The sequence below is a fragment of the Halomonas sp. ABH4_019 genome (assembly GCF_056159885.1).
The window spans coordinates 296,489-321,072 of the sequence record NZ_JBSWWC010000001.1 but is presented as its reverse complement, the minus strand read 5'-3'; the positions used below and the strand labels follow the sequence as shown (position 1 = coordinate 321,072).

General features: G+C 68.4%; 19 protein-coding genes and 1 riboswitch. Of the genes, 12 read left to right on the top strand and 7 right to left on the bottom strand.

The features are described 5' to 3' along the window. Positions 1–56: 56 nt before the first annotated feature. The 4 genes from tal to rbsK all read right to left on the bottom strand — a co-directional run bounded on the left by tal (position 57) and on the right by rbsK (position 5,297). Positions 57–1,124: a transaldolase gene (gene tal / locus ACXAFN_RS01450; RefSeq protein WP_474985553.1), complete on the bottom strand. Its 1,068-nt coding sequence runs from the start codon at positions 1,122–1,124 to the stop codon at positions 57–59. Beyond that, a complete protein-coding gene (gene tkt / locus ACXAFN_RS01445) occupies positions 1,121–3,145 on the bottom strand; it encodes a transketolase (RefSeq protein ID WP_474985551.1) in 2,025 nt (674 codons plus the stop codon). The genes tal and tkt overlap by 4 nt, the downstream gene beginning before the upstream one ends. Positions 3,146–3,340: 195 nt before the next feature. Further along, on the bottom strand, positions 3,341–4,330 hold the full coding sequence (locus ACXAFN_RS01440; protein WP_474985550.1) for a nucleoside hydrolase: 990 nt from the start codon (positions 4,328–4,330) through the stop codon (positions 3,341–3,343). 19 nt (positions 4,331–4,349) lie between these two features. Beyond that, a complete protein-coding gene (rbsK, locus tag ACXAFN_RS01435) occupies positions 4,350–5,297 on the bottom strand; it encodes a ribokinase (protein ID WP_474985549.1) in 948 nt (315 codons plus the stop codon). 187 nt (positions 5,298–5,484) lie between these two features. Here rbsK and ACXAFN_RS01430 point away from each other — a divergent pair, with 187 nt between their 5' ends. From ACXAFN_RS01430 to ACXAFN_RS01395, 8 genes are all read left to right on the top strand, one after another. Beyond that, positions 5,485–6,645: a LacI family DNA-binding transcriptional regulator gene (locus ACXAFN_RS01430; protein ID WP_474985547.1), complete on the top strand. Its 1,161-nt coding sequence runs from the start codon at positions 5,485–5,487 to the stop codon at positions 6,643–6,645. A gap of 115 nt (positions 6,646–6,760) precedes the next feature. Then, positions 6,761–7,441, top strand: coding sequence for a CBS domain-containing protein (locus tag ACXAFN_RS01425; RefSeq protein WP_474985545.1), 681 nt, complete (start codon positions 6,761–6,763; stop codon positions 7,439–7,441). Positions 7,442–7,753: 312 nt separating this feature from the next. After that, positions 7,754–8,752, top strand: coding sequence for a ubiquinol oxidase subunit II (gene cyoA, locus ACXAFN_RS01420; RefSeq protein WP_474985543.1), 999 nt, complete (start codon positions 7,754–7,756; stop codon positions 8,750–8,752). Between the two features lie 3 nt (positions 8,753–8,755). Continuing rightward, entirely contained in the window at positions 8,756–10,780 is a 2,025-nt protein-coding gene (cyoB, locus tag ACXAFN_RS01415; protein ID WP_474985542.1) for a cytochrome o ubiquinol oxidase subunit I, read from the top strand. A gap of 2 nt (positions 10,781–10,782) precedes the next feature. Continuing rightward, the gene (locus tag ACXAFN_RS01410; protein ID WP_474985540.1) at positions 10,783–11,394 is read left to right on the top strand and encodes a cytochrome o ubiquinol oxidase subunit III; all 612 of its coding nucleotides are present in this window, start codon (positions 10,783–10,785) and stop codon (positions 11,392–11,394) included. 1 nt (position 11,395) lies between these two features. Beyond that, a complete protein-coding gene (gene cyoD / locus ACXAFN_RS01405; RefSeq protein ID WP_474985539.1) occupies positions 11,396–11,725 on the top strand; it encodes a cytochrome o ubiquinol oxidase subunit IV in 330 nt (109 codons plus the stop codon). Continuing rightward, on the top strand, positions 11,683–12,627 hold the full coding sequence (gene cyoE, locus ACXAFN_RS01400) for a heme o synthase (protein ID WP_474985537.1): 945 nt from the start codon (positions 11,683–11,685) through the stop codon (positions 12,625–12,627). The genes cyoD and cyoE overlap by 43 nt, the downstream gene beginning before the upstream one ends. 103 nt (positions 12,628–12,730) lie before the next feature. After that, entirely contained in the window at positions 12,731–13,336 is a 606-nt protein-coding gene (locus ACXAFN_RS01395) for a Yip1 family protein (RefSeq protein ID WP_474985535.1), read from the top strand. A 72-nt stretch (positions 13,337–13,408) separates the two neighbouring features. Here ACXAFN_RS01395 and ACXAFN_RS01390 read toward each other — a convergent pair whose 3' ends face one another. After that, positions 13,409–14,560, bottom strand: a complete 1,152-nt coding sequence (locus ACXAFN_RS01390; protein ID WP_474985534.1) for an aminotransferase class V-fold PLP-dependent enzyme — start codon at positions 14,558–14,560, stop codon at positions 13,409–13,411. A gap of 388 nt (positions 14,561–14,948) precedes the next feature. On the opposite strand from ACXAFN_RS01390, the gene ACXAFN_RS01385 reads away from it, so the two are divergent. The 3 genes from ACXAFN_RS01385 to ACXAFN_RS01375 all read left to right on the top strand — a co-directional run bounded on the left by ACXAFN_RS01385 (position 14,949) and on the right by ACXAFN_RS01375 (position 17,789). Continuing rightward, entirely contained in the window at positions 14,949–15,449 is a 501-nt protein-coding gene (locus ACXAFN_RS01385; protein WP_474985532.1) for a porin family protein, read from the top strand. Positions 15,450–15,675: 226 nt separating this feature from the next. Beyond that, complete coding sequence (locus ACXAFN_RS01380) at positions 15,676–16,575, top strand: HAD-IIB family hydrolase (protein WP_474985530.1); 900 nt, start codon at positions 15,676–15,678, stop codon at positions 16,573–16,575. Beyond that, positions 16,572–17,789, top strand: a complete 1,218-nt coding sequence (locus tag ACXAFN_RS01375) for a glycosyltransferase family protein (RefSeq protein ID WP_474985528.1) — start codon at positions 16,572–16,574, stop codon at positions 17,787–17,789. The genes ACXAFN_RS01380 and ACXAFN_RS01375 overlap by 4 nt, the downstream gene beginning before the upstream one ends. Before the next feature lie 49 nt (positions 17,790–17,838). Here ACXAFN_RS01375 and ACXAFN_RS01370 read toward each other — a convergent pair whose 3' ends face one another. Continuing rightward, positions 17,839–19,680: a sugar phosphorylase gene (locus ACXAFN_RS01370; RefSeq protein WP_474985526.1), complete on the bottom strand. Its 1,842-nt coding sequence runs from the start codon at positions 19,678–19,680 to the stop codon at positions 17,839–17,841. Between the two features lie 197 nt (positions 19,681–19,877). Here ACXAFN_RS01370 and ACXAFN_RS01365 point away from each other — a divergent pair, with 197 nt between their 5' ends. Continuing rightward, on the top strand, positions 19,878–22,391 hold the full coding sequence (locus ACXAFN_RS01365) for a heavy metal translocating P-type ATPase (protein WP_474985524.1): 2,514 nt from the start codon (positions 19,878–19,880) through the stop codon (positions 22,389–22,391). A gap of 75 nt (positions 22,392–22,466) precedes the next feature. Here the strand turns inward: ACXAFN_RS01365 and thiC are convergent, their stop codons facing one another. Next, a complete protein-coding gene (gene thiC / locus ACXAFN_RS01360; RefSeq protein ID WP_474985522.1) occupies positions 22,467–24,362 on the bottom strand; it encodes a phosphomethylpyrimidine synthase ThiC in 1,896 nt (631 codons plus the stop codon). Positions 24,363–24,439: 77 nt separating this feature from the next. Then, positions 24,440–24,559, bottom strand: a riboswitch (TPP riboswitch). Positions 24,560–24,584 lie beyond the last annotated feature (25 nt).

The following is a 24,584-nucleotide window of genomic DNA, read 5'->3' as shown; positions in this document are numbered from 1 at the left end:
GCCTCGTATTGTCGTTGTATCGAGCGGGATGTCGGAGGTGTCGGCGGCGCGTGGCCTCAGTCGACCAGGCGCAGCAGGGCGTCGTGGGCCTGGTCGAAGGCGGCGAGGCCCTCGCGCTGCAGGCGCTCGCCGAGCTCGTCCAGGTCGATGCCCAGGGCGGCCAGTTCGGCGAGTTGCTCGTGGGCCGTCGCCAGGCCCTGGGTCAGCGTCTCGGCGGCCTCGCCGTGGTCGGCGAAGGCCGCCAGGGTGGCGTCGGGCACGGTGTTGACGGTGTCGGGGCCGATTAGCTCCTCCACGTACATGACGTCCGAGTAGGCCGGGTTCTTGGTGCCGGTGCTGGCCCACAGGCAGCGCTGGGGCCGGGCGCCGGCCGCGCGCAGCTCGGCGAAGGCCTCGCCGCCGAAGGTCTCCTGCCAGCGCGCGTAGGCGGCCTTGGCCGAGGCCACGGCGATGCGCCCGCGCAGGTGGGCGGCCGCTTCCGGCAGTTCGCCGTCGACAAGGGAGTCCACCCGGCTGAGGAAGACACTCGCCACCGCGCGGATGTGGTCCACCGGCAGGCCGGCGGCGTGGCGGGCGGCCAGGCCCTCGCGGTAGGCGGCGAAGACGTCGTCGAGGTGGCGCGGCGAGAACATCAGGGTGACGTTAACGTTGAGCCCGGCGGCGATGGCGTCGCGGATCGCCGGCAGGCAGGCCCGGGTGGCCGGGATCTTGATCATGACGTTGGGCCGGTCGATGGCGGCCCACAGACGCTTGGCGGCGGTCAGGGTGGCGTCCGCCTCCTGGGCCAGGCGCGGCGAGACCTCGAAGCTGACGAAGCCCGCCTCGCCGCCGCTGGCGTCGAAGCGCGGGCGCAGCAGGTCGCAGGCGGCGCGGATATCGGGCAGCACCAGCGCCTCGAGGCGGCGCTCGGGGTCGGGTTCCCGGTCGCGCAGGCGCGCCAGGTCGTCGCCGTAGCGCGGGTCCTCGGCGATGGCCTTGTGGAAGATCGCCGGGTTGGAGGTGACCCCGGCGATGGCGTCCTCCTCCAGCCAGCGTTCCAGCCGGCCGCTCTCCAGCAGCCGACGCGAGAGGTTGTCTAGCCAGACCTGCTGGCCGAATGCGGCGATGCGACTCAGACGACTCATGCGGTTACCTCCTGGGATGCGGGGGTGGGGGCCAGCAAGCGGCGGGCCCGTGCGGTGACGGCCTCGGCGGTGAGGCCGAAGTGGCGGTACAGGGCGTCGGCGGGGCCCGACTCGCCGAAGGTGTCGAGCCCCACGACGTCGCCGTCGAGGCCCACGTACTTGCGCCAGTAGTCGGTGACCCCGGCCTCCACGGCCAGCCGCGGCACCCCGGGCGGCAGCACCGCGTCGCGGTAGCCGCGGTCCTGGCGATCGAAGGCGAAGGTCGAGGGCAGCGACACCACTCGGGCCTGCACGCCTGTGTCCGCGAGCCTAGTGCGGGCCTCCACGGCCAGCTCGACCTCCGAGCCGGTGGCGATCAGCACCAGGTCCAGCGGGCCGTCCTCCCGGGCGAGCACGTAGCCGCCGCGGCGGATCGCGGCCAACTGGGCGGCGTCGCGGGGCTGGGCGGCCAGCGCCTGGCGGCTGAGGATCAGGCTGGTGGGGGTGGCGGTGTGCTCGAGGGCGGCCTGCCAGGCGACGCGGGTCTCGACGGCATCGCAGGGGCGCCAGACGTCCATGTTGGGCATCAGGCGCAGGGTGGCGGTCTGTTCCACCGGCTGGTGAGTGGGGCCGTCCTCGCCGAGGCCGATGGAGTCGTGGGTGAACACGAAGATCGGGTTGATCTTCATCAGCGCGGCCATGCGCAGGGCGTTGCGGGCGTACTCGGAGAACATCAGGAAGGTGCCGCCGAAGGGCCGCAGGCCGCCGTGCAGGCACAGGCCGTTCATCACCGCGGCCATGCCGAACTCGCGCACGCCGTAGTGCACGTAGTTGCCGCCGCCGCGGCGACCGACCGGACGGGCCTGGTCCCACAGCGTCAGGTTGGAGCCGGCGAGGTCGGCGGAGCCGCCGACCAGCTCGGGAAGCCCCACGGCGAAGGCCTGGATCGCCTGCTGGCTGGCCTTGCGCGTGGCGAGCTTCTCTCCCTTCTCGGCCACCGCCTCGAGCCGCTGCCGGGCCTGGCGGGCGAAGTCCTCGGGCAGCTCGCTGGCCAGGCGACGCTCGAACGCCCGGGCGGCCTCGGGATGGGCCTCGGCGTAGCGGGCGAACAGTGAGCGCCAGGCGGCCTCGTCGCGCTTGCCGCGCTCCCGGGCGCTCCAGGCCTCGGCGACATCACCGGGGATGGCGAAGGGCGCGTGGGGCCAGTTCAGGGCCTCGCGGGCGGCGCGGATCTCGGCGTCGCCCAGCGGCGCGCCGTGACTGGCGGCGCTGCCCTGCTTGGTGGGCGCGCCCTTGCCGATCAGGGTGCGGCAGGCGATCAGGGTGGGGCGGTCGTCGTCCTTGGCCAGGGCGATGGCGGCGTCGACGGCCGCCACGTCGTGGCCGTCGACGGCGGGGATCACCTGCCAGCCGTAGGCGTCGAAGCGGCCGGCGGTGTCGTCGCTGAACCAGCCCTCGACCTCGCCGTCGATGGAGATGCCGTTGTCGTCGTAGAGCACGATCAGCTTGCCGAGCCCCAGGGTGCCCGCCAGCGAGGCGACCTCGTGGCTGATGCCCTCCATCAGGCAGCCGTCGCCGACGAAGGCGTAGGTGTGATGATCGACCAGCGGCAGGCCGTCGCGGTTGAACTCCTCGGCCAGCAACCGCTCGGCGAGCGCCAGGCCCACGGCATTGGCGAGCCCCTGGCCCAGCGGGCCGGTGGTGGTCTCGACGCCGGGGGTATAGCCGAGCTCCGGGTGGCCCGGGGTGCGGCTGTGCAGCCGGCGGAAGGCGGCCAGGTCGTCGCGGGAGAGGTCGTAGCCGGTCAGGTGCAGCAGGCCGTAGAGCAGCATCGAGCCGTGGCCATTGCTGAGCACGAAGCGGTCGCGGTCCGGCCAGTCCGGATTGGCCGGATTGTGGCGCAGGTGGCGATGCCACAGGGCGACGGCGACCTCGGCCATGCCCATGGGCATGCCGGGGTGGCCGGAGCCGGCCTGCTGCACGGCGTCCATGGCGAGCGCGCGCAGCGCGTTGGCGAGGGTATCGGTGTCGATCGTTGTCATTATCGGTGTCCAGCGTGGAGTGGATGCATGGCGATCACAGTTAGCCGTCGACAGGTCGGCGAGGGGGCGCTGTGAACCCATCCCTGGGCGCTACCGACGCCATCCCTGGCGTAGGCCTCCTCTTCGACCTGCCCCCGGCGAGCTTCCCCATTTCAACTGCAATTGCCCTGAGGAAATGGAGAGCGAGCGGACGTCTCAGGCGCCCTGGGCCCGCTCGGGGGCGACGAAGGTGTCCATGAACAGCGCCATCAGGCGTTCGCCGTCGACGTCCACGCAGACCCGCTGCGAGGGCAGGCCGTCCCAGGCGTTGGGCGGGAAGTCCTGGGCGTCGGGGCGCTGGATGGTCTGGCCCATGGCCAGGCCATCGCGCACGGCGCGCACCGGGCCGCGGCGCACCTCGAACAGGCTCGGGTCGAGCACGTAGGCCACGGCGCTGGAGTCGTGGACATAGCAGCCGTCGATGGCCTCGCGCTCGGAGTAGAAGTCCACGTAGTGGCGCGAGATCCGCCACATGAAGTCGCCATCCTCGCCGCCCTGGTCGCGCAGGCGACGGAAGTCGGCGTCGCGCATCAGCACCTTGTGGGTGACGTCCAGGCCGACGATGGCCACCGGCCAGTCGGCGGTGAACACCAGGTCGGCGGCGTGCGGGTCGCCGTGGATGTTGGCCTCGGCCACCGGGGTGATGTTGCCGCCCTGGCCGTCGACGCCGAAGGCGCCGCCCATCACCACGACGTCCTTGACCAGGCCGGCGATGTCCGGGGCTTCCTTGAGCGCCAGGCCCAGGTTGGTCAGCGGGCCGACCGCGATCAGCGTCACCTCGCCGGGATGGCGACGCACGGTGTCGATGATCAGTTGGTAGGCGGGCCGCGGGTCCAGCGCCAGGGTCGGCTCGAAGGAGAGCCCGGCGTTGCCCAGGCCGTCGTCGCCGTGGACGAAGGTGGGCGGTGCCGACTTGGGCATCGCCAGGGGCTCCGCCGCGCCGCGCGCGACGGGGACCTCGAGGCCGAAGCGCTCGGCCAGGTAGCGGGCGTTGCGGGTGGTGGTGTCGGTGCGGGCGTTGCCGTGCACCGTGGTGATGCCGAGCAGGTCGACACCCGGGTGGCGGTGCAGGAACAGCAGCGCCATGGCGTCGTCGATGCCGGGGTCGGTGTCGAAGATCACCTTGGCGGGCGCGGTGGTGGCCATCGTCGGTCTCCTGTGAGGGTCAGTGGGCGGCGAGTTCGTGGCGGTGGGGGATCGACGCCTGGGCGCCGGCACGGGTCACGGCCAGCGCGGCGGCGGCCTGTCCCTCGCGGACAGACGCCTCCACGGCTTCGCCACGCAGCAGCGCTGCGGCGAAGCCGCCGACGAAGGTGTCGCCGGCCGCGGTGGTGTCGACGGCCGCGACCCTCGGCGCCGGATAGTGATGCAGGCCGTCATCGTCGGCGACGACCACGCCCTTGGCGCCGAGGGTGACCAGGACGCGGCGGCAGCCGGACTGGCGCAGGCGGCGGATCGCCAGGGCGGCGTCGTCGGGATGCTCGACCGGGTGACCGGAGAGGGCGGCAGCCTCGCTCTCGTTGACCACCAGCCAGTCGACCAGTCGCAGCACGTCCTGGGGCAGGGTCATGGCCGGGGCGGCGTTGAGCAGGGTGGTGGCGCCGTGATCGCGGGCCCGGGCCAGCGCCTCGCGGACCGCCGCCAGCGGCACTTCCAGCTGGCAGACCACCAGCCGCGCCCGGGCCAACTGGCCGTCGGCGCGCGCCACGTCCGCGGGGGAGAGCTCGCCGTTGCTGCCCGGGATGACCACGATGCTGTTCTGGCTGGCGTCGTCGACCTGGATCATGGCCACCCCGGTCTCGCTCGTGGTACTGGCCTGGACGCCGAGGCCCTGGATGCCTTCCTGCTCGAGGTTGGCCACCAGCGACTGGCCGTAGGCATCGTCGCCGACCCGGCCGATCATCGCCGTGCGGGCGCCGAGGCGCGCCAGAGCCACGGCCTGGTTGGCCCCCTTGCCACCGGGGGTGGCCGCGAAGTCGCGGCCGAGCAGGGTCTCGCCCGGCCGGGGGTGGCGAGGCGTGCGGACCACGAGGTCCATGTTCAGGCTGCCGACGACGACGGCCTCGGCGGCCTCGGCGTCGTCCCGCGGCGGAGCGATGGGGGCGGAGATCACGGCGTTCACCCTGTGTGGTTAGTGAGTGTCGGCCCGGCGTTGCCGACGGCGGGCGCGTGGGATGGGCTCACCGTAGCGCAGGGAAAAACGTTTGCGCAAACGTTTTTATTTACCCCTTTTGGGGTATCCTGAGTCGGGATCTCTCGCCGACAGGGGAGGGGAGCGCGCCTTCCCGGCGTCGGAGTCGATGGGTCGCGACGCGCTGCTACTCGGAGAATCAATGCGTTATGCTGGGAAACCTGAACGGCCGCGGGCGATGGTGCCGGTGGTCGGACTTGCAGCGGCAGGCAGGAGAGGCGATGCGCGGGCGACGAGCGATGGGCAAGCGGGGCGGGGGCGGCCAGCGACGATGGTGACGATTACCGATGTGGCCAGGGAGGCGGGGGTGTCCGTGTCGACCGTGTCCCACGTGGTCAACGGCACGCGCTTCGTCAAGGCCGAGACCCGTGAGCGGGTCATGGCGGCGATCGAGCGGCTCGATTTCACTCCCAGCACCTCGGCGCAGTCGCTGAAGAAGAACGTGACGCATACCGTGGGGATGATCGTCACCAGCTCGACCAACCCCTATTTCGCCGAGGTGGTCGCCCGGCTCGAGGCCGAGCTCTACGAGGCCGGCTTCAACCTGATGCTGTGCAACTCCGGGCGCGACATCGACAAGCAGCGCAGCTACATCCGCACGTTGAAGGGGCGGCGCATCGACGGGCTGCTGGTGCTGGAGTCGGTGCTCTCCGATGCCTACCTGGAGCTGCTGGCGTCATGCAGCTTCCCGGTGGTGATGCTGGATTCGGACACTCCAAGCCTGACTAGCGTCAGCGACGATTCCGAGCTTGGCGGCTATCTGGCGACCCACCACCTGATCGAACAGGGCCACCGGGCGATCGGCTGCATCGCCGGGCCGGTGCAGCACCATCAGTCGATACGCCGCTTCCGTGGCTTCCAGCGCGCCCTGGCCGAGGCGGACCTGCCCCTGGAGCCGGACTGGGTGCACGCCGGCGGCATGGACAGCGAGAGCGGGGAGGCAGCGGTGCGCCGGCTGTGCCGCAGTGCGTCGCACCCCACCGCGCTGTTCGCCTTCAACGACTTCTCGGCGCTGGGCGCCATCAGCCAGGCCACCCGGCAGGGGCTGCGTGTGCCCGAGGACCTGTCGGTGATCGGCTACGATGACATCGAGATCGCGCGCCTGCTGAGGCCGGCCCTGACCACGGTGCGCCAGCAGACCGCGACGCTGTGCCGCCAGGCCTGTCGGCTGCTGATCCAGGCGATCGCCGACAAGCGCAGCGACGTCGAACAGTTGCACGTCGCGCCGGAACTGATCGTGCGCGAGTCGGTCGGACCTCCTGTCGGCTGATGGCCGTCGCCTGGCGGCGTGTCTCGGATCGAGCCGCCGCGCCGCGGACTTGCTATGTTGAGATCAAGCGCTCGTGTTTCGTCGCGCTCGTGTGCCGCTGCCCGGAGGACTCGCCATGCGTGCCGCAGATGTCATGACTCCCCATGTGATCAGCGTGTCGCCCGACAGCGAAGTGCGCGAGATCGCCAGCCTGCTGATCGAGCACGGCATCAGTGCGGTGCCGGTGGTGGATGAGCGGGAGCACCTGCTCGGCATCGTCAGCGAGGGGGACCTGATCCGTCGCCTCGGCGAGGAGGAGCCGCGCTCCTGGTGGCTGCGGTGGTTCACCTCGGGTGACCAGGCCGCCGACTACGTGCGCACCCACGGGCGCCTGGCCCGCGAGATCATGACGCCGAATCCGGTCACCGTGGAGGAGGACGAGCCGCTACACCGCATCGCCGCCCTGCTCGAGCGTCGCCGCATCAAGCGGGTACCGGTGCTGCGCGACGGGCGCCTGGTGGGCATCGTCAGTCGTTCCAACCTGCTGCGGGGCTTCTCGGTGTCGGAGCCGACCGCCGCCCCGACCGGGGGCGATCGGGCGATTCGCGACGCCATCCTCGAGGAGGTGGACCGCCATACCGGGGTGATGGTCGAGCGGCTCAACATCATCGTCGCCGATGGCCGGGTACAGCTGTGGGGCCTGGTCGACAGCCAGGAACAACGCCTGGCGGTGCAGGTCGCTGCCGAGAACGCCGCCGGCGTGCGCTCGGTGGAGAACAATCTGGGCTTCATGCCGAAGGGCATGGGCGGCTACTGAGCCCAGTCGGCCCGCCGACCTTCCCTCCCGACCGACACCGGCCTGCCGGCGCCGGTGCGACACCCTGCGGCAAATCGCCCCTTTCCTCTCATGCGCGTTTCCTACACAATACGACCCCCGCGGCCGAGCCCTTCTCAGGCGCCATTTGGCGCGTCTGAAGCCCCGGCCATGAGTGAGCCGAGCCCTCTCCACGATGGTTAGCCTTTGCTGCGGTCATGGGTCGACCGGCGCAGGAAAGGTCTCGGTCTTTATGTAGCTTGCTACAAAAGTCAGCAGGATTATTCCTGTCGCCAAGCCTGACGAGGTCGAAACATGAATCGAACTCCCCCCCTGCGCAAGCTCGGAGTCTTGCTGCTGGCGGTGTTGCCCCTGTTGCTGGCAGGGTGCAGCTCGGCGCTGCTGGACCCCAAGGGCCAGATCGGGGAAGAACAGCGTACCCTGATCCTGACGTCCTTCGGTCTGATGCAGATCGTCGTCATCCCGGTGATCGTGATGACGCTGCTCTTCGCCTGGCGCTATCGCCGCAGCAACCGTGATGCCTCCTACGATCCCGACTGGGCCCACTCCAACGTGATCGAGGCCATCGTCTGGTTCATCCCCTGTGTGATCATCGTCTTCCTGGCGGTACTGACCTGGTACACCTCGCACAGCCTGGACCCGCACAAGCCTATCGAGCCGACTGCAGAACAGCAGGAGCCCATGGAAATCCAGGCGGTCTCGCTGGACTGGAAATGGCTGTTCATCTATCCGGAGCAGGGCATCGCCACCGTCAACGAGCTGGCCTTCCCCGAAGACACCCCGGTGCGTTTCCGGGTCACCTCCGGTTCGGTGATGAACGCCTTCTTCATCCCGCGACTGGGCAGTCAGATCTATGCCATGGCCGGCATGGACAACGACGTTCACCTGGTCGCCAAAGAGCCGGGCGTCTATCCCGGTCGCTCCACCAACTACAGCGGTGCGGGCTTCTCGGAAATGACCTTCGACGCCCACGTGGGGTCTCAGCAGGAGTTCGACGCCTGGGTCGAGAAGGTGCGTGAGTCCTCCGGGTCCCTGACCTTCCCCGAGGAGTACTATGCGCTGGCCGCACCCAGCGAGGACAACGAGATCCAGTACTTCTCCGAGGTATCCCCCTCTCTCTACGAGAGCATCATCAAGAGCTTCCAGGCTGGCGGTGACCACGAGGAACGCATGTCCGCATACGCCGACCGCTACGCCGATGGCTTCGGTCATGGTGCGGCCCACGCTGGCGACGGTGACGATGAATCGACCGGCTCTCACGGCGAGACCACGAGCTCGGAGGCAGCGGAGTAAATTATGTTCGGAAAACTCAGTCTAGAGGCGATCCCGACGGATCCCATCGTCTTGACGACCATAACGGCCATCGTCGTGGGTGGGCTCGCGCTGGTCGCCGCCATCACTTACTTCAAGAAGTGGGGCTACCTGTGGAACGAATGGATCACCTCCATCGACCACAAGAAACTCGGCATCATGTACTTCATCGTGGCGCTGGTGATGCTGCTGCGCGGCTTCGCCGATGCCATCATGATGCGCTCCCAACTGGCCATGGCATCGGCCGGGGCCGAGGGCTTCCTGCCGCCCTCGCACTATGACCAGATCTTCACCGCCCACGGCGTGATCATGATCTTCTTCGTCGCCATGCCCATGGTCATCGGCCTGATGAACCTGGTGGTGCCGCTGCAGATCGGCGCGCGCGACGTGGCCTTCCCGTTCCTGAACAACCTCAGCTTCTGGCTGTTCGCGGCGGGCGTGATCCTGGTCAACGTGTCGCTCTTCGCCGGCGAGTTCGCCAAGACCGGTTGGCTGGCCTATGCGCCACTATCGGGGAAGGATTACAGTCCCGGGGTCGGCGTGGATTACTGGATCTGGGCGTTGCAGATATCGGGTATCGGCACGACCCTGACCGGTATCAACTTCTTCGTCACCATCCTGAAGATGCGCACCAAGGGCATGACCCTGTTCCGCATGCCCATCTTCACCTGGACCTCGCTGTGCGCGAACGTCCTGATCATCGCTTCTTTCCCGATCCTGACCGCTACCATCGCGCTGCTGACGCTTGATCGTTACCTGGGGATGAACTTCTTCACGACCGATCTCGGCGGCAACATGATGATGTACGTCAACCTGATCTGGGCCTGGGGTCACCCCGAGGTGTACATCCTCATCCTGCCGGCGTTCGGCGTGTTCTCCGAGGTCATCGCGACCTTCGCCCGCAAGCGCCTGTTCGGCTACGGCACCATGGTCTGGGCCACGGTGGCGATCACCGTGCTGTCGTTCATCGTCTGGCTGCACCACTTCTTCACCATGGGGGCGGGTGCTGACGTCAATGCCTTCTTCGGCATCATGACGATGATCATCGCCATCCCCACCGGGGTGAAGATCTTCAACTGGCTGTTCACCATGTTCCGCGGCCGCCTCGAGTTCAGCTCGCCGGTGCTGTGGACCCTGGGCTTCATCATCACCTTCACCATCGGTGGCATGACCGGGGTGATGCTGTCGATTCCGGCGGCCAACTTCGTGCTGCACAACAGCCTGTTCGTCATCGCCCACTTCCACAACGTCATCATCGGCGGCGTGGTGTTCGGCATGCTGGCGGGCCTGACCTACTGGTTCCCCAAGGCCTTCGGCTTCACCCTCAACGAGAAGTGGGGCAAGCGCTCCTTCTGGTGCTGGCTGATCGGCTTCTATGTGGCCTTCATGCCGCTGTACGTGCTGGCCTTCTTCGGTGCCGTGCGGCGCATGCAGTCCTATGGCAACGCCGAGTGGCAGCCGCTGATGATCGTGGCCTGGATCGGGGCGCTGATCATCGCCGCGGGTATCGCCTGCACCCTGATCCAGTTCTACGTCAGCATCCGCGACCGCAAGCAGAACCAGGACGTCACCGGCGATCCCTGGGATGCGCGGACCCTGGAGTGGTCGACTTCCTCGCCGGCGCCCTTCTACAACTTCGCGCACCTGCCGGAGGTGAAGGACATCGACGGATACTGGGAGCACAAGCAGCGTAACGACGGCAAGCCACCGCTGTCCGAGCCGCCCTACCAGGACATCCACATGCCCAAGAACACCTGGGAAGGTCCGGTGCTGGGTCTGCTGTCGACCGCCTTCGGCTTCGCCCTGGTGTGGTACATCTGGTGGCTGGCCATCGTCACTGGCATCGGCATGTTCGTGGTCTTCATGGCGCGAGTGTTCCGCGAAGACGTCGACTACTACGTGCCCGCCGCCGAGGTGGAGCGCATCGAGCGCGAGCATCGCCAGCGCGTCGACGAGCATGTGGCTCAGCAGTCTTCAACCTATGCAACCCAGGCGGGGGGGCAGGCGTAACCATGGCTACCGATACCCTGAACCACGATGATCACGCCCACGAGCACGATCATCACGATACCGCAGGCACCAAGGTCTTCGGTTTCTGGGTCTACCTGATGAGCGATCTGGTGATCTTCGGGTCACTGTTCGCCACCTACGCCGTGCTCGTCGGGGGCACGGCCGATGGGCCGACCGGGGGGGAGATCTTCGATCTGCCGCTGATCCTGATCAGCACCTTCCTGCTGCTGGTGAGTAGTTTCACCTACGGCATGGCGGTACTGGCGATGAACGCCGATCAGGTGAACAAGGTGAAGGCATGGCTCGCCGTGACCTTCCTGCTGGGTGCCGGCTTCATCGGCCTGGAGATCTACGAGTTCCAGCACCTGATCCACGAGGGCTATGGGCCGGATCGCAGCGCCTTCCTGTCGGCCTTCTTCACGCTGGTGGGCACCCACGGCCTGCACGTGACCTTCGGCCTGATCTGGATCCTGGTGATGCTGGTCCAGCTGCAGCAGAAGGGCCTGACCGACATGACACGCCCGCGGATCATGTGCCTGAGCCTGTTCTGGCACTTCCTGGACATCGTCTGGATCTGCGTCTTCTCCTTCGTCTACCTGATGGGAGTCCTGTGATATGAGCGGACACGCTTCCCATGCCGAGCATAGCCACGGCAGCGTCAAGTCCTATGTGATCGGCCTGATCCTGTCGATCGTGCTCACCATCATCCCCTTCGGCGTGGTGATGACAGGGTCCTTCGGCACCGCGACCACGCTGCTGATCATCGTGGCCACCGCGGTGGCCCAGGTGCTCGTGCAGCTGATCCTGTTCATGCACATGAGCACCAAGACCGACGAGGGCTGGAACGTCACCTCCTTCGTCTTCACCGTGGCGATCCTGGTCCTGGTCATCGGAGGTTCCCTATGGATCATGCACAACCTCCATCTCAACATGATGATCGGGTGATGACGGCTTCCTCGCGGCGGCGGGACTACCTGGCCCTGACCAAGCCGGGGATCATCGGTGGCAACGCCATCTCGGTGCTGGGCGGCTTCTTCCTGGCCGCCCAGGGAGATATCGATCCCTGGCTGCTGCTGGCCACCCTGGTCGGGCTGTCCCTGGTGATCGCTTCCGGATGCGCCTACAACAACGTCATCGATCGCGATATCGATGCGGTGATGGAGCGCACCCGCGGCCGGCCCCTGGTGCAGGGGCGGCTGACGGTGGCGGCGACGCTGCGCTTCGCGACCCTGCTCGGGGTCGCGGGCTTCGCCCTGCTGGCGGCCTTTACCAACGCCGTGACCGTGGGCCTGGCGGCCTTCGGGTTCGTCATCTACGTGGGCGCCTACAGCCTGTGCATGAAGCGTCGTTCCGAGTACGGCACCCTGGTGGGCAGCCTGTCCGGCGCCATGCCGCCGGTGGTGGGCTACTGCGCGGTGACCGGGACCTTCGACGGCGGCGCGCTGACGCTGCTGGTGATCTTCTGCCTGTGGCAGATGCCGCACTCCTACGCCATCGCCATCTTCCGCCTCAAGGACTACCAGGCGGCGCGGATTCCGGTGCTGCCGGTGGTGCGCGGCATCAAGACCGCCAAGCACTACATCCTCGGCTATGTGCTGGCCTTCGTCTTCGCCTCCCTGGCGCTGAGCGTGGCCGGCTATGCCGGGCCGGGCTACTTCGCCGTGGCCCTGGTGATGGGCGTCTACTGGCTGTACCTGGCCATGCAGGGCTACTGGACGTCCAACGCCGAGCGCTGGGCGAAGCGCGTGTTCGGCTTCTCGATCCTCACCATCACCGCCCTGAGCGTGATGATGTCGGTGGAATCCAGCCTGTTGCCGACCACACCGTTGATTGCCGCCCTGGGTTAACGCATGACCGTTGGCGGAGACTCTTCGGGTCTCCGCCTATACTTGCCGGTGAAGCCATCGAGTGGCGGGTCATCGTGGCCCGCCCCCGGCAGGAGGGAATGCCATGTTGACACATGCCTGGGGCATCCTCGCCCATCCGAAGCGCGAGTGGCAGCAGATCAAGGAAGAGCGCGAGACGCTCACCCACCTCTACGAGCATCACGTGTTGCTGCTGGCGGCCATTCCGGTCGTCTGCTCCTACATCGGCACCACCCAGGTAGGGTGGAGTCTCGGTGGGGGCACCAAGATTCAGCTCAGCTACCTGGATGCCCTGGGGGCCGGGATCGTCTTCTACCTGGTGATTCTTGCGGCGGTCTATGTGGTGGGCAAGGTGATCCGCTACATGGCCAAGCGCTTCACCAAGCCGCCGAGCCAGAGCCAGTGCATCGTGTTCGCGGGCTATGTGGCCACGCCGATGTTCGTCAGCGGCATTGTGGCGGTCTACCCGCTGGTCTGGCTGTGCCTGCTCGCCGGCACCATCGGGCTGTGCTATACAGCCTATCTGCTGTATCTCGGCATCCCGGCCTTTCTCGGCATCAGCAGCGAGGAGGGCTTCATCGTCTCGAGCACGACGCTGGCCGTCGGGGTGCTGGTGCTGGAGGCCCTGCTCGGGGCCACCGTGCTGCTGTGGGGGTACGGCGAGCGGATCATCCTCTCGCTGCTCAACTGACGCCGTTCGGCGGCATCTGACGCACAAGGGCGGCCCACGGGCCGCCCTTGTGCGTTGTCGGTATCGTGGCGATCAGCCATCGACGCCCGACTTGTCGGTGGCCTCGATATGGCTCAGCGCCTTGTCGAGGGCCGCCAGGGTGCGGTCGATCTCGTGCAGCTTGTCGAGGCCGAACAGGCCGATGCGGAAGCTGCGGAACTCCTCGCCCTCGTCGCACATCAGCGGCACGCCGGTGGCCACCTGCAGGCCCGCCGCGGCGAACTTGACGGCGAGGTCGGGATCCCGGGTGTAGCTCACCACCACGCCGGGCGCCTCGAACCCCGGCGCCGCCACGCTCGGGTAGCCGTGCTCGGCGAGCAGCTCGCGGACCCGGCGACCGAGCTCGAGCTGTTCGTCGCGCACCTTCTCGAGGCCGTAGGCCTCGGTCTCGGCGATGACGTCGCGCAGGGCCCGCAGGCCGTCGGTGGGCATGGTGGCGTGGTAGGCGTGGCCGCCGCCCTCGTAGGTCTCCATGATCGACAGCCACTTCTTGAGGTCGCAGGCGAAGCTGGAGCTCTCGGTTTCCTCGATGATGTCGCGGGCCAGCCGCGACATCATCACCATGCCGCAGCAGGGCGAGCCGCTCCAGCCCTTCTGGGGCGCGCTGATCAGGATATCCACGCCGGTGTCCTGCATGTCGACCCAGTCGGTGCCGGAGGCGATGCAGTCGAGCACCAGCAGGCCGTTCTGGTCGTGGATGGCCTCGGAGAGGCGCCGGATGTAGTCGTCCGGCAGCTTGATGCCAGAGGCGGTCTCCACGTGGGGCGCGAACACCAGGTCGGGCTGCTGGTCCTGGATCGCCTCGAGCACTTCCTCGATGGGAGCCGGGGCGAAGGGCGAGGTCGGGTCGTCGTCGTCGAGGCGACGCGCCTTGCGCACATAGAGGTCCGAGGGGATCTGGCCGCGTTCCAGGATCTGGTGCCAGCGGTAGCTGAACCAGCCGTTGCGGATCACCAGGCAGCGCCGATCGGTGGCGAATTGGCGAGCCACCGCTTCCATGCCGAAGGTGCCGCTGCCGGGGACGATCACCGCCGAGTGAGCGCGGTACACCCGCTTCAGGGACGCGGAGATGTCGCGCATCACCTGCTGGAAGCTCTTCGACATGTGGTTGAGGGAGCGGTCCGTGTAGACCACCGAGTACTCGAGCAGTCCATCGGGGTCGACATCGGGAAGTAAACCGGCCATTGCAGTCTCCATGTTGCGGTGCGGGCCTAGGCTTTGTCTGAAAGCCGGCGAGCGAAGGCTAGACAAGGCAAAAATCAGCGAGAAGCCGGAGTTCACGGGGTGTAAACGAGGACTTTGACCGGGCTCGCGCACGAGCTGATTTTTAACGCGGTATAGCCGAGCGCAGACAGTTTTCAGGCATTGCCTAGTGCGTGCTCAAGAGGATATGCCCTATCGCTGTTTCAGGCCAGAGGCGGGATGGCCGGGCCCCGTGGCCGGCGCGCCGGAGGGCGAGGGCGGGGCGGTGCCGTGGCTCGCCGATGCCACCGACGTTCGTGGCGAAGGGGCGCGCTTTGTACCAGACTAGGCGTTGCGCAGGGAAACATTGTTTCCCAACTGGAGGACCACCATGAAGACCTTCCTGATTCCCGTCGCCGCGGCCAGCCTGATGGCGGCCACCGCCGCCCAGGCCCAGAGCCCCATGAGCTATCAGCCGAGCTTCTACCTTGGCGGAGATGCGCTGTTCTGGGAGCTGGACCCGGATGGCGGCGGCAACTTCGACAGCACCGGCCTGCGGCTGCGGGCCGGCGTGTCCTTCAACGACTACCTGGCCCTGGAAGGGCACCTGGGTACCGGTGGCTCCGACGGCCCGGTGAAGCTGGACTACCTGGCCGGCGGCTACGCCAAGGGCATGCTGCCGCTCTCCCCGGACTTCACGCTGTACGGCCTGCTCGGGGCGACCGAGGTCGAGTTCGACAGCGAGAACACCGAGAGCGACGTCTCCTACGGCGGGGGCGCCAGCTATGCGCTGATGCCGAACCTCTCGGTGGACGCCGACTACATGCGCTATCTCGACGAATCGAACTACGACTTCAATGCCGTCAGCCTGGGCGCCACCTATCACTTCTGAGCCCGCTCCGGCAGCACCTCCCTCGACGCCCTCGCCCTCCGGCGGGGGCGTCGCGCGTTGGGGCGTTGGGCCGCACCTCGGTAATGCGCTTGCCCCGTCGTGGTGCGGGCCGCCCGTCGCGGGGGCGACGTCGTCGTCACCCGGCGGCCTGACGGCGCCACTCGGGGGGAAATTGGCATGCTATCTGCAATGTGCCTCGTGACCACGCGAAACACGAGGTGTCGCCATGTCCCGCTCTTCGCCCCACGCCGAGACTGCCGGTCCTCGGCTGCTGTTCACCGACCTGGATGGCTCGCTGCTCGATCATCGCAGCTATGACTGGGCGCCGGCCGCCGAGTCGCTCTTCAGGTTGCGCCGGGAGGGCGTCCCGGTGATTCCGGTGACCAGCAAGACTCGCAGCGAGCTGCTGGCCCTTCGCCAGGCCCTGGGGCTCACGGAGAGCCCCTTCGTGGCCGAGAACGGCGCGGTGGTGGGCCTGCCCGCCGCCTGGTGCCATGCCCGGCTGGAACGTACCCCTGGCCCCGACGGCCTGGTGATCAAGACGCTGGGCGTCGACATCGGCTTGATTCGCCAGCGACTCGCGGTGTGGCGTGCACGACTGGGCGTGCATTTCACGGCGATGGGCGAGATGACCCTCGACGACCTGGTCGCCTTCACCGGCCTGTCCGAGGGCCAGGCGCGCCTGGCGCGCATGCGAGAGGGCAGCGAGCCGCTGATCTGGGAAGACAGCGAGGCGCTATTGGACCGCTTTCGCCAGGGGCTCGCCGGGGATGGCCTGCACCTGTTGCGCGGCGGGCGTTTCTGGCACGTCACCGGCGCGTCGGACAAGGGCCGGGCGGTGACCTGGCTGACCGAGCGCTATACCGCGTTGCGCGGGGTGCAGCCGCAGACGCTGGCGCTGGGTGACGGGCCCAACGACATCGCCATGCTCGAGGCGGTGGACCAGGCGGTGGTGATCCGCGGCTGCCATGGCCTGGAGGTGTCGCCCCGTCAGCCGAGGCTCTACCGTAGCCGCGCCAGCGGGCCCGCGGGCTGGGCCGAGGGAGTCGATCACTGGTGGGGGCGAGGCGAGCGCCGGCCGCGGCCGGCGCTGAGCGTGGCCGAGGCGGGGAGGGCCACGGCATGAGCGATTTCCATCAGAACGGCATCATCACCGACTTCCACAACCTCACTCGCCGGCCCCTCGAAGCGCTCGAGGCCGACCTGGTCGGATTCTCGAAGCAGCGCCCGATGAGCCTGATCCTGCCGTCGCTGTTCTCCGAGCTGGAGGGGCCGGCGTTGGCGCATATCGTCGACGAGCTGGCCCGAGTGCCCTATCTCTCGGAGGTGGTCATCGGCCTCGATCGGGCCGACCGGGCCCAGTTCGACAGGGCCCGCGCGTTCTTCGCGGGGCTGCCCCAGCGTCATCGCATCCTGTGGAACGACGGCCCGGGGCTACGCGCCCTGGACGCCGAGCTCGACGAGCAGGGGCTGGCGCCGCAGCAGCCGGGCAAGGGGCGCAATGTCTGGTACTGCGCCGGCTACGTGCAGGCGCCCAGGCGCAGCGAGGTGGTGGCGCTGCACGACTGTGACATCCTCACCTATGATCGCGGCATGCTGGCGCGGCTGTTCTATCCGGTGGCGCATCCCTACTTCAACTACGAGTTCTGCAAGGGCTACTACCCGCGAATCGCCGAAGGGCGCCTCAACGGTCGGGTCTCGCGGCTGATGGTCACGCCGTTGCTGCGCGCGCTCAAGCAGATGTTCGGTCCCTTGTCCTACCTCGAGTACCTGGACTGCTATCGCTACCCGCTGTCCGGCGAGTTCGCCATGCGCATCGAGGTGCTCGACGGGATCCGCATCCCCGCCGACTGGGGTCTGGAGATCGGCGTGCTCTCCGAGGTGCATCGCAACTACTCCACCCGTCGGCTGTGCCAAGTGGATCTCGCCGATGCCTACGATCACAAGCATCAGCCGGTCTCCGAGGAGGATGCCTCCGGGGGGCTCAATCGCATGAGCCTGGACATCGCCAAGGCCCTCTATCGCAAGCTGGCGACCCAGGGCGTGACCTTCAGCGCCGAAGGGTTTCGCACCCTCAAGGCCACCTACTATCGCATGGCGCTGGACCTGATCGAGGCCTACGACCACGATGCGCGGATGAACGGCCTGAGCCTGGATCGCCACAGCGAGGAGCGGGCGGTGGAGCTGTTCGCCACCAACCTGCTCGAGGCCGGCAGCGTGTTTCTCGACAACCCCGGCGAACGTCCCTTCATTCCCAGCTGGAACCGGGTCAGGGCGGCGATCCCCGACCTGCTGCCGCGCATGGCCGAGGTGGTCGAGGCCGACAATGCTCCGGGCTGAGCCCGGGGGCTAGGAGCGGGAAGAGCGCCCCTTCCCGGTTACGGCCGATTCACCCGTCGCTGTTTATCAACCACAGAGCCCCGTAGGGCGGCAGGATGTCCTCCGCCCGCCATGTCTTGCCGCCCAATCGATCCAGCCAGTCGTCCTCGTGCAGCGCTTCCAGTCCCGCGGGCTGGGGGCGGTCGGTGACGTTGTGGATCGCCAGCAGCCGGCGTCCGTCGGCGAGTGGACCGCGTTCCACGACCAGCAGCGTGGCGGGCGTCTCGATCACCCGCTGGGGGACGTCCGGGTGGAAGCAGGGCTCGTCGCGGCGCACCTCGAGCAGCCGCGTCAGCGCCGTGAAGGCCTGGTGGGTCGAGGTGTGGGGGCTGTCGAGCAGCCGCTCCAGGGTCCCAAGGTCCCAGCGGTGGCGGTTGATCGAGCGCAGCCGGCCGCTGCGTTCCATGCCTTCGAGATCGTTGAGGGTGCCGGTCAGCGCATGCAGGTAGAGGGCGGGGATGCCCTGCAGGCCGAGCATCAGCTGCTGGCTGCACAGGAACCGCGGTACCTGCCAGGGATCGGCTCCCCGGCGTGTGCCCTTCATGGCGTCGAACCAGGTGATGTTGATCTCGTAGGGCGAGTCCTCGCCGTCGTCCCGGGTGCGCATGCTGACGAAACCGCCGAAGCGATGCATCAGTTCGAGCAGTGCCTCGACCTCGTGATGGGGCAGCCAGCCCTCCAGCGGGCGCACCCCGATGCCATCGTGGCTGGCGGTGAAGTTGAGGAAGCTGCAGCCAGGCGGCAGCGAGGGCAGGCTTTTCAGCCAGGCCGCCAGGGTGCCTGCCTCGCCGCTGGTGAAGGTGTGCAGCAGCAGAGGGGGCAGCGGGAACTGGTAGACCAGGTGGGCCTCGTCGGGCGGCGTATCTGGCCGTTGTTGTTCGTGATCCTGATGTTCAAGGCCCTGATCTTCAAGACCCTGACGTTCAAGACCCTGATCTTCAAAACCCTGATCTTCAAGACCAAAGTAGCTGATGTTCTCGCGATGCGGCACGTTGGTCTCGGTGAGCATCAGGGTGCCCGGGGCCACGTGATCGACGACGGCGCGCAAGAGCCGGACCACCTCATGGGTCTGGGGCAGGTGGATGCAGGAGGTGCCGACCTCCTTCCACAGGTAGGCGATGGCATCGAGACGCACGACCCGCGCGCCCTGGCACAGGTAGAACAGCAGGATGCCGACGAACTCCAGCAGCACGTCGGGGTTGGCGAAGTTCAGATCGATCTGGTCCTCGGAGAAGGTCGCCCAGAGGTGGCGGGGCCCGCGACGGGTGGGCACCTTGACCAGCAGCGGCGAGCTTCGCGGCCGCACCACGGCCGAGAGATCGGTGTCGGGATCCATCTCGATGAAGAAGTCGCGCCCCGGCAGGTTGCCACCGAGATAGTCGGCGAACCATAGCGACTCCCGGGACACGTGGTTGAGCACCAGATCGACCGTCAGGTCGAGGCGCTCGGCCAGTCGTCGCACCTGGTGCCAGTCGCCCAGGGCGGGGTCGACCTCGCGGTAGTGAACGACCGAGAAGCCATCGTCGCTGCTCCACGGAAAGAAGGGCAGCAGGTGCAAGCCGCTGAAGGTCTCGCCGAGGCGCCGTGCGAGGAAGTCGTCGAGCACCGCGAGGGGGAGGCGTTGGCCGTCGACCAGGCTGTCCCCGTAGGCAATCAACCACTGGTCGCGCTCGCTCCAGAGCGGCCGGGCCTCACCATCCGGGGGCGCCGAGGGCGCCTGATGCGCCAACAGGGTGAGCAGCCTTCGCAGCACCTCGTCGGCCCGGGGACCGTAGAGGCGTTGCAGGTGGCGGCGGGCTCGCTCGCGAAAGGCGTCGGCGGCCAGCGGCGTCGAGAGGGAGGGGGACGACATGGGCGAGCACCTCGCGATGGGGTTTCCCACATTCTTGCAGGTTGCGTGCCATGTGACGGACGCCGAGGGGCGAGCCCGTGGCGCGGTGGCTCGGAGGTGCCGACTGGAGAGTGTGCCGGGGTCGCTTGAGTCTATAGCGACTACAGGGATTAAGCTGCGATCAGCATCGAGATTCCGGAACCGCCGAGGAGGCTGATATGGCGTGTGACGCCGCGGGAACACAGAGTCGTCGCCACCACTGGCGTGTCGAGGGCATGGACTGCCCGAGCTGCGCCGGCAAGATTCGCGCTGCCCTTGAGCGCCTCTCGGGCGTGGCCGACGTGCGGGTATCGGTCATGCAGGGAGCGCTGGTGCTGGAGCTGGAGGCCGGCAAGACCGCCCCCGAGACCGTCGAGGCGCTGGTCGAGCGCCTGGGCTACGGCATCGCGCGCCGCCCCTCGCCGGACGATCCCGCCGCGGCTGCGAGCGACGGCTGCTGCTCGGCCGGCCGGGCGGAGGCCGCCGGCGAGGGCGATGTGGGAGCGGGCGATACGCCAACGGGCACTGGCGGAACCCGGACCTGGTCCGTGGGCGGCATGGACTGCCCGAGCTGCGCGGCGACCATTCGCGGCGCCCTGGAGCGGCTCCCCGGCGTCGACGACATTCGCGTGTCGGTGATGAACGAGACGCTCACCCTGACGCTGGACGAGGCCCGCACCGCCCCCGAGACGATCACCGCCACGGTGCGCCGGCTGGGTTACGAGGCCATGCCGGACGCCACCGAGGCGACGAGCGGTGACGACACGCCCCGACGCCGCTGGTATGCCACCGCCAAGGGGCGGCTGGTGCTGGCCACCGGCGCGGCGCTGGCCGTCGCCATGCTGTTGCGCCTGGTGGCCGGCGAGGCGGTGGCCCACTGGGCCTTCCTCGCGGCCTGCCTGATCGGCCTGGGGCCGATCGCCCGGCGGGCGATCAGCGCCGCGCGCGTCGGCATGCCGTTCACCATCGAGATGCTGATGACGCTTGCCGCCGGGGGCGCGCTGATCATCGGCGCCGCCGGGGAGGCGGCCATGGTGGTGCTGCTGTTCTCGATCGGCGAGATCCTCGAAGGGGTGGCGGCCGACCGGGCCCGCTCGGGCATTCGTGCGCTGGCCGATCTGGTACCCCGGGAGGCGCGGCTGGAGATCGCCCCGGGGGAGACGCGGGTGGTGGACGCGGCACGGCTCGCGGTCGGCCAGGTGGCGGTGGTGCGCCCCGGGGACCGGATTCCCGCCGATGGCCTCATCCTCGAGGGTCGCTCGGCGATCGACGAGTCGCCGGTGACCGGCGAGTCGGTGCCCCGCGCCAAGGGCGAGGGGGACGAGGTGTTCGCCGGCTCGATCAATCACGAGGCGGTGCTGCGGCTGCGCGTGAGCAGGCCGCCGGAGGACAACACCATCGCCCGCATCATCCGGCTGGTCGAGGAGGCCCAGGAGGCACGCGCGCCCACCGAGCGCTTCATCGATCGCTTCAGCCGCGTCTACATGCCGGCGGTGGTGGGCTTGGCGGTACTGGTCGCCGTGGTACCGCCGCTGGCGCTGGGCGGCGCCTGGGGCGAGTGGACCTATCGGGCGCTGGCGCTGCTGCTGATCGGCTGCCCCTGCGCGCTGGTGATCTCGGTGCCGGCGTCGATCGCCTCGTCGCTGTCCACCGGGGCGCGGCGCGGGCTGCTGCTCAAGGGCGGCGCGGTGATCGAGGCCGCCGCCCGCACCGAGGTGGTCGGCTTCGACAAGACCGGCACCCTGACCGAGGGCCGGCCTCGGGTCACCGACGTGGTCGCCGCCGGCGAGGTGCATGATGCCGAGGCCGTGATCGGCCTGGCGGCGAGCCTCGAGCAGGGGGCGAGCCATCCCCTGGCGCTGGCGGTGCTCGAGCATGCGCGGTCGGTCGGCGTCGCGCCTTCGCCGGTCGGCGAGGCCCGGGCCCTTCCCGGGCTGGGCGTCGAGGCCCGGCGTGACGGACGGAACGCCTTCCTCGGCGCACCGCGTCACGTGGCCGAACGGTGGACGCTGCCGGCGGCGCTGGCCGCGCGCGTCGAGGCGCTGGAGGCCGAGGGCAAGACGGTGATCGTGGCGGTCGAGGAGGGCGTCGTGCTGGGGGCGATCGCCATGCGCGACGAGCCTCGGGAAGACGCCGCCAACGGCGTGGCCGCGCTGTCGGCGCTCGGCGTGCGCGCGGTGATGCTCACCGGCGACAACGATCGCACGGCGGCGGCCATCGCCGGGACCATCGGGATCGAGCGTCGCGCCGAGCTGATGCCCGAGGGCAAGGTCGAGGCGATTCGCGAACTCGCCGGGAGCGAGCGGGTGATGATGATCGGCGACGGCATCAACGACGCCCCGGCACTCGCCAGCGCGCATGTGGGCGTGGCCATGGGCTCGGGCACCGACGTGGCGCTGGAGACCGCCGACGGCGCCCTGCTGCGCAACCGGGTGGGCGACGCGGCGGCGATGATCCGCCTGGCCCGGGCGACCATGGCCAACATCCGCCAGAACATCGCCATCGCCCTGGGCCTGAAGGCGCTGTTCCTGGTCACCACCGTGCTGGGGATCACCGGCTTGTGGCTGGCGATCCTGGCCGATACCGGGGCGACCGTGCTGGTCACGCTCAATGCCCTGCGGCTGCTCGGCTTCGCGCCCGGCGGGCGCGACTCGCAGGAGGAACCGGCGGTCGGTGCCGCCTCGACAACCTGACGCGGAAGGCGTCTCGACGAAAAAACGCCGCGCCGGCTGATGGCCGGCGCGGCGTTATGCGTCAGAGGCGTGAGGTCAGACCTCCTTGTACAGCTCGGCGCCCTGGTCGCGGAACTTCTCGGCCTGCTCTTCCATGCCGCGTTCCACCGCCGCGCGGTCGCCGTCGAGCCCTTTCTCGGCGGCGTAGTCGCGCACTTCCTGACTGATCTTCATCGAGCAGAACTTGGGTCCGCACATGGAACAGAAGTGGGCCACCTTGGCGGAGTCCTTGGGCAGGGTCTCGTCGTGGTACTCCCGGGCGGTGTCCGGGTCGAGGCCCAGGTTGAACTGGTCCTCCCAGCGGAACTCGAAGCGTGCCTTGGACAGGGCGTTGTCGCGGCGCTGGGCGGCCGGGTGGCCCTTGGCCAGGTCGGCGGCGTGGGCGGCGATCTTGTAGGTGATGATGCCGGTCTTGACGTCGTCCTTGTTGGGCAGCCCCAGGTGCTCCTTGGGGGTCACGTAGCAGAGCATGGCGCAGCCGTACCAGCCGATCATCGCCGCGCCGATGCCGGAGGTGATGTGGTCATAGCCCGGCGCGATGTCGGTGGTCAGCGGCCCCAGGGTGTAGAAGGGCGCCTCGTCGCACTCGGCAAGCTGCTTGTCCATGTTCTCCTTGATCAGGTGCATGGGCACGTGGCCGGGGCCCTCGATCATCACCTGGACATCGTGCTTCCAGGCGATGCGGGTCAGCTCGCCGAGGGTCTCCAGCTCGGCGAACTGGGCCTCGTCGTTGGCGTCGGCCACCGAGCCCGGGCGCAGGCCGTCGCCCAGCGAGAAGGCCACATCGTAGCGCTTGCAGATCTCGCAGATCTCCTCGAAGTGCTCGTAGAGGAAGCTCTCGCGGTGGTGGTAGAGGCACCACTTGGCCATGATCGAGCCGCCGCGGGAGACGATGCCGGTGGTGCGCCTGGCGGTCAGCGGCACGTAGCGCAGCAGCACGCCGGCGTGGATGGTGAAGTAGTCCACTCCCTGCTCGGCCTGCTCGATCAGGGTGTCGCGGAACACCTCCCAGGTCAGGTCCTCGGCCACGCCGTTGACCTTCTCCAGGGCCTGGTAGATGGGCACGGTGCCGATCGGCACCGGAGCGTTGCGGATGATCCACTCGCGGGTCTCGTGGATGTTGGCCCCGGTGGACAGGTCCATGATGGTGTCCGAGCCCCAGCGGATGCCCCAGGTCATCTTGTCGACCTCGTCCTCGATGGAGGAGGTGACCGCGGAGTTGCCCAGGTTGCCGTTGATCTTCACCAGGAAGTTGCGGCCGATGATCATCGGCTCGGATTCCGGGTGGTTGATGTTGCAGGGGATGATGGCGCGGCCGGCGGCGACCTCGTCGCGCACGAACTCCGGGGTGATTTCCTCGGGCAGGCGGGCACCGAAGCTCTCGCCGGGGTGCTGGTGGCCGAGGATGCGCTCGACCTCTTCGCTGCCCAGGGCTTGCCTGCGTTGATTTTCCCGAATGGCGATAAATTCCATCTCCGGGGTGATGATGCCCTGGCGCGCATAGTGCAGCTGGGTGACGTTCCGGCCGTCCTTGGCGCGCCGCGGCGTGCGGGTCAGGTCGAAGCGCAGCGGGGCGAGCATCGGATCGTTGGCCCGCCGGCGGCCGTATTCGGAGGTCGGGCCGTCGAGGAACTCGGTGTCGTCGCGCGCCTCGATCCAGCCGCGGCGCAGTTCCGGCAGGCCACGGCGCAGGTCGATCTCGGCCTCGGGGTCGGTGTAGGGGCCGGAGGTGTCATAGACCAGCAGCGGCGGGTTCTGCTCATCCGGGCCCTCGCCCGAGGTGCGGGTCGGCGAGAGGCCGATCTCGCGGAAGGGCACGCGGATATCGGGGCGCGAGCCCTCGACATAGATCTTGCGCGAGCCCGGCAGGGCCTGGACGGCGGCGTCGTCGACGCGGGCGCTCTCGGCGAGGAAATGATCGGTCTTTGCCATCGGTCGGTCTCCCTTTGCTTGGGTGGTGTTATCAGGGAGGACAGCTGGGGAGGACATTGGCCGCAGGCTTCGAGCCCGGCGGCGTGTCGCTTGATCCCTACGCTGGTCCTAGCCAGTTCAGGTTCAACGGGACCCATGCTCCGGCGCGTCGCGCCGCATGATCTCAGCCGTCTTCAACGGCACCCCGTCAAGCGTGGTGGTGCCCGCCGCTAGGCGGGCCGT

Excerpts from the sequence above, each read along its gene's own strand:
- tal (WP_474985553.1), bottom strand. The coding sequence starts at position 1,124 with ATGAGTCGTCTGAGTCGCATCGCCGCATTCGGCCAGCAGGTCTGGCTA.
- tkt (WP_474985551.1), bottom strand. The coding sequence starts at position 3,145 with ATGACAACGATCGACACCGATACCCTCGCCAACGCGCTGCGCGCGCTC.
- ACXAFN_RS01440 (WP_474985550.1), bottom strand. The coding sequence starts at position 4,330 with ATGGCCACCACCGCGCCCGCCAAGGTGATCTTCGACACCGACCCCGGC.
- ACXAFN_RS01430 (WP_474985547.1), top strand. The coding sequence starts at position 5,485 with ATGGGTCGCGACGCGCTGCTACTCGGAGAATCAATGCGTTATGCTGGG.
- ACXAFN_RS01425 (WP_474985545.1), top strand. The coding sequence starts at position 6,761 with ATGCGTGCCGCAGATGTCATGACTCCCCATGTGATCAGCGTGTCGCCC.
- cyoA (WP_474985543.1), top strand. The coding sequence starts at position 7,754 with ATGAATCGAACTCCCCCCCTGCGCAAGCTCGGAGTCTTGCTGCTGGCG.
- cyoB (WP_474985542.1), top strand. The coding sequence starts at position 8,756 with ATGTTCGGAAAACTCAGTCTAGAGGCGATCCCGACGGATCCCATCGTC.
- ACXAFN_RS01410 (WP_474985540.1), top strand. The coding sequence starts at position 10,783 with ATGGCTACCGATACCCTGAACCACGATGATCACGCCCACGAGCACGAT.
- cyoD (WP_474985539.1), top strand. The coding sequence starts at position 11,396 with ATGAGCGGACACGCTTCCCATGCCGAGCATAGCCACGGCAGCGTCAAG.
- cyoE (WP_474985537.1), top strand. The coding sequence starts at position 11,683 with ATGGATCATGCACAACCTCCATCTCAACATGATGATCGGGTGATGACG.
- ACXAFN_RS01395 (WP_474985535.1), top strand. The coding sequence starts at position 12,731 with ATGTTGACACATGCCTGGGGCATCCTCGCCCATCCGAAGCGCGAGTGG.
- ACXAFN_RS01390 (WP_474985534.1), bottom strand. The coding sequence starts at position 14,560 with ATGGCCGGTTTACTTCCCGATGTCGACCCCGATGGACTGCTCGAGTAC.
- ACXAFN_RS01385 (WP_474985532.1), top strand. The coding sequence starts at position 14,949 with ATGAAGACCTTCCTGATTCCCGTCGCCGCGGCCAGCCTGATGGCGGCC.
- ACXAFN_RS01380 (WP_474985530.1), top strand. The coding sequence starts at position 15,676 with ATGTCCCGCTCTTCGCCCCACGCCGAGACTGCCGGTCCTCGGCTGCTG.
- ACXAFN_RS01375 (WP_474985528.1), top strand. The coding sequence starts at position 16,572 with ATGAGCGATTTCCATCAGAACGGCATCATCACCGACTTCCACAACCTC.
- ACXAFN_RS01370 (WP_474985526.1), bottom strand. The coding sequence starts at position 19,680 with ATGTCGTCCCCCTCCCTCTCGACGCCGCTGGCCGCCGACGCCTTTCGC.
- ACXAFN_RS01365 (WP_474985524.1), top strand. The coding sequence starts at position 19,878 with ATGGCGTGTGACGCCGCGGGAACACAGAGTCGTCGCCACCACTGGCGT.
- thiC (WP_474985522.1), bottom strand. The coding sequence starts at position 24,362 with ATGGCAAAGACCGATCATTTCCTCGCCGAGAGCGCCCGCGTCGACGAC.